Source organism: Neobacillus pocheonensis (genome assembly GCF_050477905.1).
In the GTDB taxonomy this organism is placed as follows: Bacteria; Bacillota; Bacilli; order Bacillales; family Cytobacillaceae; genus Neobacillus; species Neobacillus pocheonensis_A.
In genome coordinates this window covers 17639-31282 of sequence record NZ_JBCNAD010000005.1, presented here as the reverse complement: position 1 = coordinate 31282, position 13644 = coordinate 17639, and the positions used below count along the sequence as shown (strand labels likewise).

The 13644-nt window shown below is 37.0% G+C and carries 14 protein-coding genes; 2 read left to right on the top strand and 12 right to left on the bottom strand.

Annotated features, from left to right (window positions below; all coding sequences use genetic code 11):
- Nucleotides 1–51 precede the first annotated feature (51 nt).
- The 8 genes from ppsA to ABES02_RS01990 all read right to left on the bottom strand — a co-directional run bounded on the left by ppsA (nucleotide 52) and on the right by ABES02_RS01990 (nucleotide 8616).
- Nucleotides 52–2655: a phosphoenolpyruvate synthase gene (ppsA, locus tag ABES02_RS02025; protein WP_430130075.1), complete on the bottom strand. Its 2604-nt coding sequence runs from the start codon at nucleotides 2653–2655 to the stop codon at nucleotides 52–54.
- 201 nt (nucleotides 2656–2856) lie between these two features.
- Nucleotides 2857–3591, bottom strand: a complete 735-nt coding sequence (locus ABES02_RS02020) for a class I SAM-dependent methyltransferase (RefSeq protein WP_430130172.1) — start codon at nucleotides 3589–3591, stop codon at nucleotides 2857–2859.
- A gap of 129 nt (nucleotides 3592–3720) precedes the next feature.
- Nucleotides 3721–4248: a dihydrofolate reductase family protein gene (locus ABES02_RS02015; RefSeq protein WP_430130072.1), complete on the bottom strand. Its 528-nt coding sequence runs from the start codon at nucleotides 4246–4248 to the stop codon at nucleotides 3721–3723.
- 120 nt (nucleotides 4249–4368) lie between these two features.
- Complete coding sequence (locus ABES02_RS02010; RefSeq protein ID WP_430130069.1) at nucleotides 4369–4809, bottom strand: cell wall hydrolase; 441 nt, start codon at nucleotides 4807–4809, stop codon at nucleotides 4369–4371.
- Between the two features lie 125 nt (nucleotides 4810–4934).
- On the bottom strand, nucleotides 4935–5381 hold the full coding sequence (locus ABES02_RS02005) for a PaaI family thioesterase (RefSeq protein ID WP_430130066.1): 447 nt from the start codon (nucleotides 5379–5381) through the stop codon (nucleotides 4935–4937).
- A 56-nt stretch (nucleotides 5382–5437) separates the two neighbouring features.
- Entirely contained in the window at nucleotides 5438–6778 is a 1341-nt protein-coding gene (locus ABES02_RS02000; RefSeq protein WP_430130064.1) for an MFS transporter, read from the bottom strand.
- 38 nt (nucleotides 6779–6816) lie between these two features.
- Nucleotides 6817–7251 carry a MarR family winged helix-turn-helix transcriptional regulator gene (locus ABES02_RS01995; protein WP_430130061.1) on the bottom strand — a complete coding sequence of 145 codons (435 nt, stop codon included), beginning with the start codon at nucleotides 7249–7251 and terminating at the stop codon, nucleotides 6817–6819.
- Nucleotides 7252–7422: 171 nt separating this feature from the next.
- The gene (locus ABES02_RS01990) at nucleotides 7423–8616 is read right to left on the bottom strand and encodes an ABC transporter permease (RefSeq protein ID WP_430130058.1); all 1194 of its coding nucleotides are present in this window, start codon (nucleotides 8614–8616) and stop codon (nucleotides 7423–7425) included.
- A gap of 167 nt (nucleotides 8617–8783) precedes the next feature.
- On the opposite strand from ABES02_RS01990, the gene ABES02_RS01985 reads away from it, so the two are divergent.
- A complete protein-coding gene (locus ABES02_RS01985; RefSeq protein WP_430130055.1) occupies nucleotides 8784–9401 on the top strand; it encodes a TetR/AcrR family transcriptional regulator in 618 nt (205 codons plus the stop codon).
- Between the two features lie 88 nt (nucleotides 9402–9489).
- Nucleotides 9490–9813: a hypothetical protein gene (locus tag ABES02_RS01980; protein ID WP_430130052.1), complete on the top strand. Its 324-nt coding sequence runs from the start codon at nucleotides 9490–9492 to the stop codon at nucleotides 9811–9813.
- Between the two features lie 72 nt (nucleotides 9814–9885).
- On the opposite strand, the gene ABES02_RS01975 is transcribed toward ABES02_RS01980, so the two are convergent.
- From ABES02_RS01975 to ABES02_RS01960, 4 genes are all read right to left on the bottom strand, one after another.
- Nucleotides 9886–10815 (bottom strand): bifunctional helix-turn-helix transcriptional regulator/GNAT family N-acetyltransferase, encoded by a 930-nt coding sequence (locus ABES02_RS01975; RefSeq protein ID WP_430130049.1) that lies wholly within the window; start codon nucleotides 10813–10815, stop codon nucleotides 9886–9888.
- 236 nt (nucleotides 10816–11051) lie between these two features.
- On the bottom strand, nucleotides 11052–12686 hold the full coding sequence (locus ABES02_RS01970) for an MDR family MFS transporter (protein WP_430130046.1): 1635 nt from the start codon (nucleotides 12684–12686) through the stop codon (nucleotides 11052–11054).
- A 123-nt stretch (nucleotides 12687–12809) separates the two neighbouring features.
- Complete coding sequence (locus tag ABES02_RS01965) at nucleotides 12810–13100, bottom strand: putative quinol monooxygenase (RefSeq protein ID WP_430130043.1); 291 nt, start codon at nucleotides 13098–13100, stop codon at nucleotides 12810–12812.
- Nucleotides 13101–13431: 331 nt separating this feature from the next.
- The gene (locus ABES02_RS01960) at nucleotides 13432–13644 is read right to left on the bottom strand and encodes a DUF1540 domain-containing protein (protein WP_430130040.1); all 213 of its coding nucleotides are present in this window, start codon (nucleotides 13642–13644) and stop codon (nucleotides 13432–13434) included.

Below are 13644 nucleotides of genomic sequence, written 5' to 3'. Positions count from 1 at the left end.
ATTTGGAAATCGGCCAAATTAGTTTCAATTTCGAAAAAATAGGCAAAGCAATCACACCAATATTTCGATATACCCTTCAGTCCCATGAACGCGAATTCTTTGCCCATCTTTTATCAGTTTGGTTGCATTTTCTACCCCAACAACTGCTGGTAAACCATATTCACGGGCGATCACTGCTCCATGTGTCATCAGCCCACCAACTTCGGTGACTAGCCCTTTTATGGATATAAACAATGGTGTCCAACCAGGATCAGTAAAGGAAGTGACTAATATATCACCATCTTCTAAATCAGCATCTTCGATGTTTAAGATGACACGTGCCCTTCCTTCTATCACTCCGGAAGAAACAGGCAAACCTAAAATCGCGTCCGCAGGGAGATCTTCTCGTTTGTACTTACCCGCAATGCTTTCACCATCAGACGTGATAACGCGTGGCGGAGTTAGTTTTTCATATAATTTGTACTCGTCTTTTCGTTTGCTTATAATCTGGTAATCGAGTTTATTTGTGCGTACGACCTCGTGAAGTTCTTCAAAAGTGAGATAGTATATATCTTCTTTTTCATGAATAAAGCCCGCTTGTACGAGTTGTTCGGCTTCTTTCAGTAAAGCCTGCTTATAAACGAAGTAGCGACTAATCATTCCGTATTTTGGATATTCTCGGTAACCGATGAAATTCCTGATTAGGTCGATCATGCGTTTTGTTTCTTTGGCTTTTTGTTCACCATCTGGTAATTGCTTCAATCGCTCTAAAACCTCTCGTTCCTTTTTCAAAGCTTCCTGTAATCCTTGCTCAAATTTCCGATTGCTGGCATTAGGCTCAAAGTTTTTGATGTTACCCAGAATCATGGGAACAAGTGTTATTGGTTTTTCACTCCAACGAGTTTTAGTAATGTCGATTTCTCCACTACATCTCATTCCATACTTGTTGAGATACGCATAAATAGCGTCTAGGATTTCTTGCCCACCTTCATACCTAACCAGTTCATCCAAAAAGTTATCATCTTTTACACGTTGTAAATAATCAATTACCTCCGGATAAGGACGAATCACATCTGCGACATCCAATAACGCCAGACCCATTTCTGAAGTGATATTGTTTGGTACAGATTGAGAAAGTGTGTCTGCTACGTTTTTTTCACCTAACCACGTATTTATTTTTTCATTAATCCAAGATGAAGCATTCATAGCTGCCATAAATACACGCGTACTCTGTGGGTTAAATAAAATCTTCTTTAATTGCTGGATATCTTCTAGAATAAAATTAAATAGATCCAAGCCTGATTTCGTTTGGATGTTTTGTTTTAACTCTTCTATCGATGTTTGAGTACTTTTAATCAAATCAGCAACGATTGTCGGATCGTTTTCGATATTTGCCAGCATATCTGTATTGTTTCTGCTGGGACTCTGTGTTATTTCCTCATTTGGTAACGATTTTATAAAATCTCCTCGCACTATTATGCTCATGAGTGCGTCTTTCATGAGCGGATCGTGTTGTCCCATAGCATTTAATAAATTGTTTCTACGGACAGGTGAAGCCAGTTGATGTGTGACATCAACAAACAACCTTCCACCAGCTTTTCGCATGGGTGCCGGAGTCGTTAACAGGAAAAAAGACAATCCCAATGATTTCATGGGGTCGGTCATCATTTGTTGATGACCAACAGATATATAGACGTGATTTTCTTGATCATTCGCTTCAGGGATGGGGAAAAGCGTAGTGATTGGACGACTTTGGACAATATAAAATGTACCATCAACCAAACACCATTCGATATCTTGCGGGCAACCAAAATAAGTTTCAATTTGTCTTCCGATTCGTGCGAGTTGTAAAATTTGTGGGTCTGTAAGTGTTTGTGTCTTTTGCTGATCCGGATCGATCTGAACAGTCTCTGTTCCGCCTTCTTTTAGTCCATAGATAGCCAATTTCTTGGTTGCTATCATCTTATCGACGATTTTATCTTCCTGTACTTTATAACAATCGGCAGAGACCAAGCCTGAGACTAGTGCTTCTCCAAGGCCAAAACTGGCATCGATGGAGAGCAGTTTTCGGTTAGAAGTCATCGGATCAGCGGTAAATAAAATCCCTGCTGCCTGTGGGAAAACCATCCTTTGAACGATAACGGATATATAAACATGACGGTGGTCAAATCCATTTTGCATACGGTAGATTACCGCGCGATCCGTAAAGAGGGAAGCCCAGCATTTGCTGATATGCTGCAGGATGGCTTCTTTTCCAATGATATTTAGGTAGGTATCTTGTTGACCAGCAAAAGAGGCATGTGGTAAATCTTCAGCCGTTGCACTAGAACGCACGGCATAAGCATATTCATCGCCAAACTGGGAGAGATAGTGAGCAACTGTCATCACAACATCGGAAGGAATTTCTACTTCTATAAGGATTTGTCGAATCTTCCTGCTGATCTCACCAATTTGAACTCGATCCTCTACTTTTAGCATTGCTAGTTGATCCAACAAAGCTTGAAACGTTTCGTTTTGTTCGATGGCTTTTTCAAATCCCACTGTTGTAACACAAAATCCTTCTGGTACTTGTATTCCTTGGATTTTTGATAATTCCCCTAAATTTAACCCTTTTCCGCCAACGAGCAAAAGCTGTGTTTTTTCCACTTCCTGAAAACCGAGAACCAAAGAACTCATTCTATCCCTCCAACCAATTTCATTAAAGTTCTATTGCATTTTAGCAGTTGTAAATGAGAATAAAAAGTCTATATTGACCATTTTTTGTATGCTATAATTAAATTAGGAAGAGTACAATAATCTGCAACCCTCCCTTCTCCGAAAGTTACTTAGACGAAAATAAAAAGCATTCCTCCTTCAAAGAAATGCTCCGTTTAAAGTCTATTTTCTTCCAATTAAAAGCATGGCATTCCCCAATACTTTCTTGTTCAATAAAAGCTTTGGCAGTTTAATTACTTTAGCGAGTTTATAGCTTTTTAATTCAGATACGCCATGTTTCTTTAAGGTAATTAAGAGATCTTTCTCCTTCCCAAATATTTTTTCATCCCTAAACAAATCTAAAAAGACAAATTTACCACCAGGTTTTAACACTCTTAATGCTTCTTTCATTACTTCTGATTTATTTTTTTCCTCTTTAACTTCATGAAATGTTAGACAACTTACAATGGTATCGAATTCGTCATTTATAAAAGGCAGGTTTGCTGCACTTGCTTTCAGAAAATTGATTTGATCAGAAACCCCTTCAATTTCAGCGTTTCGTTGGCTTTGTGCTTTCGAATATTCCCAATCTTTGCCCCAATAATCAATGCCAGTTAATAAGGACTCGGGAAAAGCTTTTGCAAGTTTAATAATCAGTGAACCGCTGCCTGTGCCTATATCCAGTATTTTTCCTTCCTCTTCCCCATTCACCTTGGCAACAATTAAGTCATGTATCTTTGACTGATAATTCCCCCCAAAGGCTGCGAATTGGTAATAGGAATAAGAAATAATCCATGCAATATAAACGAATGGTAACGCCAAAATAATTGTTAAAATTCGCAAATAAAAATGCATAGGAAAGAATGTTAACAAGATGAATAAAAGTGAGACAAGTAAAAAAATGAGTAGTTTTTTCATTCGAATCCAATTTTGATACCTAGCATTTGTTTTCAAGTTATCAGCATCCTAAAAAACTATTTTAGTTTTAATTATACAGGCAAATATTGAATCTTTGTCATTACAAATAAAAGGGTAAGATGCTGAGATTTATTTTTTTATATAATGAAGCATAGCAAGTTGACCTAATTTTTCTACTTTGGTTAATGTGTAATTTCGAGTAATGTCATCTCCGGTATATAGGGAGACTCCTTTCCCTAAAATAATAGGCGCAATGGCTAGTTGGAATTCATCAATTAAATTTTCTTTAAAAAATTCTCGAGCTAAATTTCCTCCACCAATTAACCATATATCTTTACCAGGCTTTTGTTTTAAATTTTTAATGAAAGTTTTGACATCTTCATCAATAAATGCTGCATATTCATCTGATCCACTAACAGATTTAGTAAATACATAATTTTTATAATCACAATACGGATATTCTATATCAAATCCACGAATAACATCGTAAGTTGCTTTTCCCATAACAACCGTGTCAATTCTTTCAAGGAGTGAATGGTAGCCAGAATCACCTTCTACTTCTGTTGATTCTAACCATTCTAATGTACCATCCTCATTTGCAATATAACCATCAATCGAAGTACCAATATACAGAATAATGTTACGCTGTTTTTTCACACGAATCTCCCTTACTTTGTTTAAGTTGATAAAATTAGTATACAAATTAATTACGACTAATCCTGTCAATTTAAAAATGACGATTCTAACTATGTAAAAGAGCTTACTCAAGGAGTAAGCTTAACCGCTGTAAACACTATCACAAGTTGCTGGCTTTGGTTCATAAAAACAATGTTCTTTAAATTGTCCAGATTTAGGTTGATCATACCATGTTGGAGGACATGGAGCATGTGGATTAAAATACCATAGTGCAAATTTCGCTGGGTGGTCTCTCCAATAATCCAAATTCTGTTGGGCCAATCTTCTTTCAGAAGTTCTTGATCTTTGATAAAATACATTCCCTTTTTGAACTGCTTCAAAGGAATAATTTCCACCTTGTACTTGATAAATAACTTGGTTAACAGTTCTTAAGCCTTTAAAATCTAAACAATTCGCGACAAGCCGATTCACAATTACATTTCCAACATATAACATTCCTTGTTTTCCTTCACCTTCGGCTTCTGCTCTCATCATCCTTGCCATTAAGTCAACATCTGAACTTCGGTAATTTACTCTTGGCATTTTATCACCCCAGAAATATAGTATGAAAAAATGCCTTCATTGATGTCATTGTTAATAAAAGAAGAATGCTTAATTTTTAAAGCCCCCCTCACAGTTGTTGTCATCTTGAAAATGATAAGTTTACCTTATTTTATCTTTTCTCTTTTCCCGTTTGGATTTCCTTTTAAAATCATACACGTGCTGGTTGAATGAGCAACAAGACTTTCTTTTTCATCATATATATGACATTCTAGCAATCCAACTTTGGAGCCTTTTTTAATGAGTTGACCCACTGCTCGAAGTTTCGATTGAAAAATAGGTTTAAGGAAATTCAATTTAATCTCGACCGTGGTAAAAAGTTCGTCCTCATCAAGTGTACTAACAAAAGCATAGCCCATCGCAGCATCAGCTATATCACATAGGATCCCGCCGTGAAGGGTACCCATCGGATTATGCAGCCTATCAGAAGCTTCCAACTCGATTACAACTCTACCTTCTTCTACATCTGTCACATTAAAACCAAGTATTTGTGCCACTGGTGGACCAGGTATTTCACCTGTCATCATTTTCTTTAAACCTTCTAAATGATTCATTTTCTTCACCTTCCAAATAAAATTATGATTAAATAGTATCAAACTAGCATCTTTTTTCAGCCTTTAGATACGGATTGCCATTTACGATAGGATACATTGGCTCTGGAGTACCAGATAAGGATCATGAACGAACACAATACAACCAAAATCAGCAACAAATAGATCCGCTGAAATGCGGCTATGAATGGTATATTAGTTTGCCAACTAATGAGTATTCCACAAACGGCAACGGCAAATGAGCCACCGAAGAATTGACAAAGTTGACTTAGACCCATTCCAGAACCAATCTGTTCTTTTGTCAGAGTTCTAGAAACTTCATTCGAAAGAGCAGATAAAATCGTGGAGAGAGCCGGAGCGAAAATGATATACCCGATCATAACGAAGTATGACGAGACATTTACCATAGTTGCCATCATAATCAGGCTTGCAGCCAAGAAAAAATGCCCAATTAAGAGAAAGCGGTAGTTTCCATATCGGTCAATCCAACGTCCAACCACCCTTATCAAGAGTGCAGATAATAGGGATCCAGGACATATCATCAGTCCCACGGTGCCTGCAGGCATATGAAACCAATTTGACAGAAGTAAAGGCATCAAAAACAGCATCGACATATTTAGGATAAAAGCACAAAAATTAATAATCAGCAGTTTGCGGTAACCATGATTGTGAAACAAGACAGGCAGTATGAAGGGATTTTTTGCCCTGCGCAAGTGCCAAATGTTTACTGCGAGTGCGCCAAAACTGAGGAGTAGAAACCATAGTGACAATTGCATTACGCAAATTAATAGCGATACCACTGCAATTCCAGTAAGGAAGGCACCAGGGATGTCAAAGCTGAATTCCGAAGGGGATTCTTGGGGCAACAGCTTCCATAGCACTGGTACCAAAGGGATGACTAGACAAGTGATTAGAAATAACCCATTCCATCCCATGAATTGTGTGATAACACCACCAATCACGGGACCCAAGGCAAAAGCCAAGGATGATCCTGATGCAATAATAGTAATGGCTCGGCCACGGCGCTCGAAGGGCACGTAACGACTCGCCAACACAATACCTAGTCCCGGCACGGCCCCCGCCCCACTTGCCTGGATCAATCGAGCAACTAATAGAATACCGAAACTATGTGTAAAAAAACCTATTATGGATGATATGCCAAATAAGATTAAACCAATGGACAGCAATTTCCGGGTTGACACATAATCAGATAATCGGCTGAAAGTTATAGTTGACAAGGCAAATATAATCGAATATCCAGATACAATCCAGGAGCCTTCCCCAGCAGATATGTTAAGGTCGTGTAAGATGGTTGGGAGGGCAACGTTGAACATCGTCGTGTTCATTAGTACCAAAAAAGAGCCAATGGCCCATAAAGGTATAATAATTCTATCGTTCAAATTGGTAACCATCCTTTACGCTTAAACTATTATTCGAATTAGAGACTTTTATTCTTGCTACTAATACCAATATCAAAAAGAATTTTCTTAAATTGCTGAATCTCCTCGACTTCCAAATCAGACATCACCTCATTATTCATTTCATCCATTTTCTCACATAATGGAATCTCCAAAGACCTCCCCTTCTCAGTCAAAAAAACTACTTTGTTACGTCGATCATTGGTATCAACTCGTCGTTCAATAAATCCGTTTTGTTCCAACCGGTCGATTATACCTGTCATGGTTGCACTGTCTAGAAGAAGTTGTTCAGCTAATTCATAACCAAATTGTCCATCCTCTTTCCACAGAAGACGCAGCAGCGCATATTGAACTGGTGTCACACCAAACGGGGAAAGTTTGGATTTACTCACTTGATTCACTCTTTGCAAAGCTTTCCCTAGAAGAAAATGAACACAGATATCGTACCTTTCCATGAATACCCCACCATTATTTTAAATTTTCCGATTAATTGAAATATAACATTTTCTAAATCATTTGTATACAAGTAATTCGTATACGAATGATCGCTATCAAAAACTTGTACGTTTATTCACAAACTTTTGATAAAACAAGCCATTTCCCATAAGGAAACGGCTTATTTATTGTTAACCCTCTAATTTTTGGTTTTGTGTTTTGTTTATTATTGAATTAACTTTAATAGCAGAAGCTAGTATGGTTACCATACTTACTACTCCAATCCATACAAGAGTTGAAACAGATGAACTCCAGGCTAATCCTTTTCCGAAGAAGAACAATTCACGCAAGCCTTGTATCATAAATCGCATTGGTAACCATGAGTAAATCCAATCTCGATAAAATGGAGACATCATTTCTGGAGCCATTGAAAGTAAAGGTGCCCCGAAGAATAACAATAGGGCAAAAAGACCCATACTTCTGATTCCCAACCACGAAAGTACAGCTGAAATCATTAGGAAAAAGCTAAAGGAAGTAATCGATAGGAAAAAAGCTGTGTCCGTAAACTGTGGAATATGAAGTCCTACCATATCACCTGCCAGCCAAGTTAAACCAAATCCAACGACAAGGGAAACAATTGCACCTATTAAAATTTGTCCTATCTTTGTGATAAGGTACTCTTTCCGATTTGTAATTGATAATTTACTCACAGCCAAAAAGATAATAGCAGCACTTGCCAAACTTCCTATCCATAATGGCTGAAATAAGGAAACAGGAGAATTTCCGTTTGCACTATTAATACCAATTTCATTAACATTTGTGACTTTTTTTGATATAGGAATCGCTAAGCTTGCAGCTTGTTTTGCTGTTAAAGTTGCACCTTGTTTTTCAAAACCATCAAGTAGTTGGGTACGAATTTGATTGTTCATATTGTCAACTACTCCATTCAAGACCTGTCCAGCCATCGTTGAAGCTGCTGTATTCATTCCTTGATTGATATATATTTGAACTTCAGGTGAAGAAGGCGCTGGTGTCCTAAATGATGCTTGCTTGGAACTAAAATCTTTCGGAATGACCAATGCTGCATAATATTCTTGATTATCCATTCCTTTTTGTACTTCCTCTGCAGTTTTTACTTCAAGCCATTTAACAGCAGGGCCTTTATCTATACTTGTTTTTGAATTTTTTTGTATCATTTCAACGATGGTCTGACCCATATTCATTTTTGGTTGATTAGGAATTTGTACTCCTTGATCTTCGTTAACAATTGCAATGGGTAAATTTTTAGGTTGAGGTTGAACCGATGGAAAAAGGGTTAGTGAAAAAATAAAAATAACTGCGAATGCGATAATGGGTGAACTTAATAATAATTTGTTTTTGAACATAGTTAATTATCCTCCCTGTATTTGTTATAATAACAAACAACGTGTTGTTTATTATATATCAAATTTTATAATTGAACCTTATACTGTTCAATAATCAAAAATGGCAATTGTGTCGTTTATGGAACACCTTTTATAATTGTGTTGGATATAATTTAGGAGGAAATAACTTGCGAGATCATAATACGGACTTGCGGATTATTCGGACAAAAGAATCAATCCGAGATGCATTAGTTGAATTAATCGATGAAAAAGGTTTCGAAGCCATTACGGTTAAAGACATAACAACTAGAGCGAAAATTAATAGGGGTACATTTTATGCGCACTATCATGACAAATTTGATTTAATGACCAAATGCGAAGAAGAGATTATGTTTGAAATGTCCAGAATTGCAAAACAGAACTTCCCTACTGTTATTGCGGCACTTGAAATCAGCTCACCGACTGAAACACCATTTTACCTTGCAGTTTCATTATTTGAATATCTAAGTAAAAAAGGTGGTTTTATGAGAGCTGTTTTAGGTCCAAAAGGAGATTTATCCTTTCAAACAAGACTGAAAGATTTTATGTGGAAAACACTGTTTGGAAATGATCCAAACGCACTTATTAAGGAGGAAAATTTACTTGTTCCAGGACAATATTTAGCATCTTACGTTGCGTCTGCGCATATAGGGGTAATTCAACAATGGTTGAATAGTGGCAGGAAAGAATCTCCACAAGAAATGGCTCAAATCCTATCAACCATAACATTTAATGGTCCCTTCTATGCAGCTGGTTTGAAGAAGTAAAACCATCGCTTTGTGACAGGCGAGCTCGCACCATCGTATAATGGAAATAGATGGAATGCAGATCATATAAAAAGATGGTGAAGCTGGTATGATTATAAATTTAACAGAGAAACAGATGGAGGAAATAAAACGAATAGTTCAAAAAGAACTTTTACTAAAAGGATTCGAAAAAACAAATGAATATCTATTTATCCACTGTTTTTCGAAAATACAGAAAGAAACCGTCTATTATCATGTGTTAAGAGAAAATGATACATTGATAATCCGTTGCTATGCACGCGTATTTGACAATTTAGGTCTAGGCGGGATGATTAGACGCACAGCAAAAAATGTATTTGAATATCTGGTAAACCTAACAGGATTACAAAACATCATCTATATAGAAAACGGGATAGAATTAACATTATGGTAATGAATGATCCAAGTTAAATAGTCGTATTAAGACAATTAAAATCCAATCACTGAAGCAACCCAAAAATTGAGTTTACTTTTCGTCAGTTAGTTCTAATACCCATCGTTCTTCTATTAATTTCGATCCAGTCCACTCATAATTTTGTTTTTCTTCTGTTAATCTAAAATGATATTTTTGATAAAGGTGACGTGCAGTTTCTAAAATACTCACCGTCCATAGGAAAACGTGTTTGTAACCTTGTTTTTTGCAGAAATCGATGGCTGTCTCCATAAGCTTCTTTCCAATACCCAATCCATGATAATTTTCATCCAAAATAAACCATCTTAATTGGGCTACGTTTTCATTGGATTTAGTTATTGCAATCGAACCTGCCATTTTCCCGTCTACTTCAGCAATCCACAGTTCCCCTCCTTCTGTATTGATCATAAATTCAGTTAGGCCCTTCATTACGTAATATTCAAACATTCGGCCAAACTTATAAGAATTTTCGTACAACGTTCCATGAAGGTGTGCAACGAAACCAACATCTCCAGGTTGAAAAGTTCGAATGGATACCTTTGATTGAGAAGGATATTCTTTTGAGAATATGGATTCTATAGATTCCATGGAACTAATCAGCTTAGTCAAATCACGATTAGATATTTCTTGAATCATTTTTCCAACTTCACGATTTGCAATATCAACTAAGTCATTAAAAATTACTTTCCCATAGTCAGTGAGATAAAGTATGTATTGGCGTTTATCGTCTGCTGCTTGCTCTTTAACAATAATTTTTTCTTCCTCAAATTTTTGAACGATTCTGCTCAATTGGCCACGGTCTATTCCAAGATTTTCTCTCACTTCCGTTGCAGTACAACCATTTCTAAAATTGATTTCAGCTATAACACGTGTTTCTGTTAAAGGAAAAGGTTTATTATAGATTTCTTGATCAATTCTACCTAAAACATTTGCATAATACCGATTGAATTTCCGAATGTTTTCTACATATTGATTTTTATCCATCTTTATTCTCCTTAATATTCAGAATGTTTAACGTTAAAAAAAGAATATAACATTTAGTTGATTTAGTCAACTAAATGTTGTTATATCCTAAGGAGCCTGTAAACATTAATCATAAAATTCCAGGTGATTATTACCCGGAATTTCTTTTGGCAGAACACCTTGGCAAAAAAATTAAAAAGGTAGAGTTATCCCTACCTTTTCATAGTAATTCTTGTGCAGAATTTGAGATTCGTTTTTCATTCGTCGACCTTTACGTCATTATTTTGTCCGTTACCCACCGCACTTCCGGATTGAAAATATTCTTTGCCTTTAAGTTTGACCTCCGGCAAGAAAAAGGTACCGATGAAGCAAAGAATGGCAAAAACTAAACCGACCACGAACAATTGTTGAATACCATAAGTCAATGAAACCTTTATTGCCTTCATGAATTGAAGATACATTTGATGCCCTGCAGCACCGAATTTATTGAACTCTACTGCAATCGAGTTTTGTGCTTGCGAAGTCAGCAGCGCTTGGGGATTCAGTCCAGTCAGCCTGCTTTTAAACTGTTGCAGAGAATCTGGCAATGTCTCATTAAACTTATGGGTAAATCCTTTGCTTAGGATGGAACCAAAAATAGGTGAAGCAATAACCCCGCCCAGTGAACTCACAAATTGCTGTGTAGAATTTACAGTACCCATCATTTTGTAAGGAAACGCATTTTGAACAACCATATTCATAAGTGGCATCAACGAGCCAATGCCAATTCCAAGAACAACCATGTTGAAAGCTACCGTTGACCACGTTGTATGAATATTCATTCGATTCAATAAAATCGAGCCAGTTACAATAACAGCACCGCTTAGCCATGCAATGTATTTGTAACGGCCTGTTTTTGACATGACTTGACCGGAGACTATGCTTCCGGTAATAAAACCTAGCATCATAGGCGACATGACCCAGCCGCTGCTTTGTGCATTAAGCCCAATCACCCCTTGGACAAAAATAGGCAGAAACATGAGGCTGCCAAACATTGTCATCCCAACCAAGACACCTAAAATTAATGAGGTGCTAAAAATACGATTTTTGAACAAGGATGGTGCGAGTAATGGGTCTATTGCTTTCCGCTCCCATAAAATAAAAGCTGCAAGAACAATCGCGCCACCAATAAAAAGAGTTAACTCGATTGGAGAGCCCCAGTCATATTTCGTACCTGCCCATGTAAACCCAAGTAAAATTGGAATTAAGCCAATAACCAAAACTAAGGAACCGACCCAGTCAATCTTAACCTGATGTTCTGCCCGTACTTTAGGCAGAGTTCCCATTACACCGAATATAGCAAGAACGGCAAACGGCAAATTAATATAAAACACCCATCTCCATGATAACGTATCCGTAATCCATCCACCAAGGGCGGGACCGATAATGCTGGACAACCCAAATACAGCCATTACAACACCCAGCCATTTTCCTCGTTCTTGTGGTGTAAAAATGTCACCGACTGTGGCACGGGGCATACTCATCATGGCACCGGCACCAATCCCCTGAAAGGCGCGCGCCCAAATTAGTTCTGTCATCGTATGTGCCTGCCCCGATACCGCAGAACCAACTCCGAACATGATGAGTCCAAATAAATAGAACGGTTTTCTTCCAAATACATCTGACAGCTTACCATAAATAGGAATGGTCACAGAAGAAGCCATCATATAGGCCGTGAATACCCACGCATACAAATTTAAACCATGTAAATCCCCAATTATGGTGGGCATGGCGGTTGATACAACTGTCTGGTCCATCGATGAGAAAAACATCGTCAAAAGGACTGTTGCAAGGGCCCACCACTTTTTGGAGCCTGTAATTTGATTCGTAGTTTGAATTTCTTGTTGAGCCATCTTTACTCCTCCCTACCTCACAGATTTGATAAGTTTAATTGACGATCAGATGAATCCTTCCGAAAATTTAAAGTGATAAAAAATAGGAGCAAACTTTGCTCCTATTTTACTTTTCATATTTGATTAGTGGACTGTAAGTGCTCTTGTTCTGACCATACCGGAAATCATTGGTTTAGCTCGTAGAATAAGCTCTTTAGTAATTCCAATACAAAGAGAAGAACGATACGTGCTTTCATCAGTCCATTCTTCATAAATGAATACTAAATTGGGTTCTTCAATGGAAAATGTTACATCAAAGATCTTACAACCGCTAAAGTTTTCAATTAATTTTGAAGCCTCAAATAATACTTTAAATAAATTATCTCGTTGACCTGGTTTGGAAATTAAGCTAGTACGCAATCGAAATTTATTCATCATTTCCCACCTACTTCAAAAGGCGACCTATCTTATAACCCTTTTACACTTACTTATTAAAAAAGAACATAACCTAATGTCCAATTATGTTCGGGTATTTTCCGCAACTTTAATGTAGATGACCTCCTCTCCCAATACTTTGTTACTATTAATATTGAATTATTTACCTGAATATGTTTTGTACAAATCCTTTATTTCCATTAAATTTTGATTAAGGAAGTTTATTGAAAATTATTTGAAATAGATAGAAAAGATAAAGCTAGTCCCTTTTCACAAAGGTGACTAGCTTTATTGTGAAACTCACTTATTGTTTGGTTAGCTTGCACCTATATCAGCTACGTTTAGATTTGAAGGTTTTACAACATGTTTCGGCTGAATTAACCGCTGTATCTATATGATTCTTTTCACCTAATTCGGAAGACATTTCCGTATCATATCTTGAATGGCTATCAAGTTCAACCATAATTTTTTCAGCAGTACACACATTTCCTTCACCATAAAACGTACAGTTAGAGATCGCACAAGAAACTTCAACTTTGGGCAT

Bases quoted from the DNA above. Each gene is read 5' to 3' on its own strand.
- ABES02_RS01965 (WP_430130043.1), bottom strand. From the start codon at position 13,100: ATGAATAAATTTCGATTGCGTACTAGCTTAATTTCCAAACCAGGTCAA.
- ABES02_RS01995 (WP_430130061.1), bottom strand. From the start codon at position 7,251: ATGGAAAGGTACGATATCTGTGTTCATTTTCTTCTAGGGAAAGCTTTG.
- ABES02_RS01970 (WP_430130046.1), bottom strand. From the start codon at position 12,686: ATGGCTCAACAAGAAATTCAAACTACGAATCAAATTACAGGCTCCAAA.
- ABES02_RS02020 (WP_430130172.1), bottom strand. From the start codon at position 3,591: ATGAAAAAACTACTCATTTTTTTACTTGTCTCACTTTTATTCATCTTG.
- ABES02_RS01990 (WP_430130058.1), bottom strand. From the start codon at position 8,616: ATGTTCAAAAACAAATTATTATTAAGTTCACCCATTATCGCATTCGCA.
- ABES02_RS02005 (WP_430130066.1), bottom strand. From the start codon at position 5,381: ATGAATCATTTAGAAGGTTTAAAGAAAATGATGACAGGTGAAATACCT.
- ABES02_RS01960 (WP_430130040.1), bottom strand. From the start codon at position 13,644: ATGCCCAAAGTTGAAGTTTCTTGTGCGATCTCTAACTGTACGTTTTAT.
- ABES02_RS01980 (WP_430130052.1), top strand. From the start codon at position 9,490: ATGATTATAAATTTAACAGAGAAACAGATGGAGGAAATAAAACGAATA.
- ABES02_RS02010 (WP_430130069.1), bottom strand. From the start codon at position 4,809: ATGCCAAGAGTAAATTACCGAAGTTCAGATGTTGACTTAATGGCAAGG.
- ppsA (WP_430130075.1), bottom strand. From the start codon at position 2,655: ATGAGTTCTTTGGTTCTCGGTTTTCAGGAAGTGGAAAAAACACAGCTT.
- ABES02_RS01975 (WP_430130049.1), bottom strand. From the start codon at position 10,815: ATGGATAAAAATCAATATGTAGAAAACATTCGGAAATTCAATCGGTAT.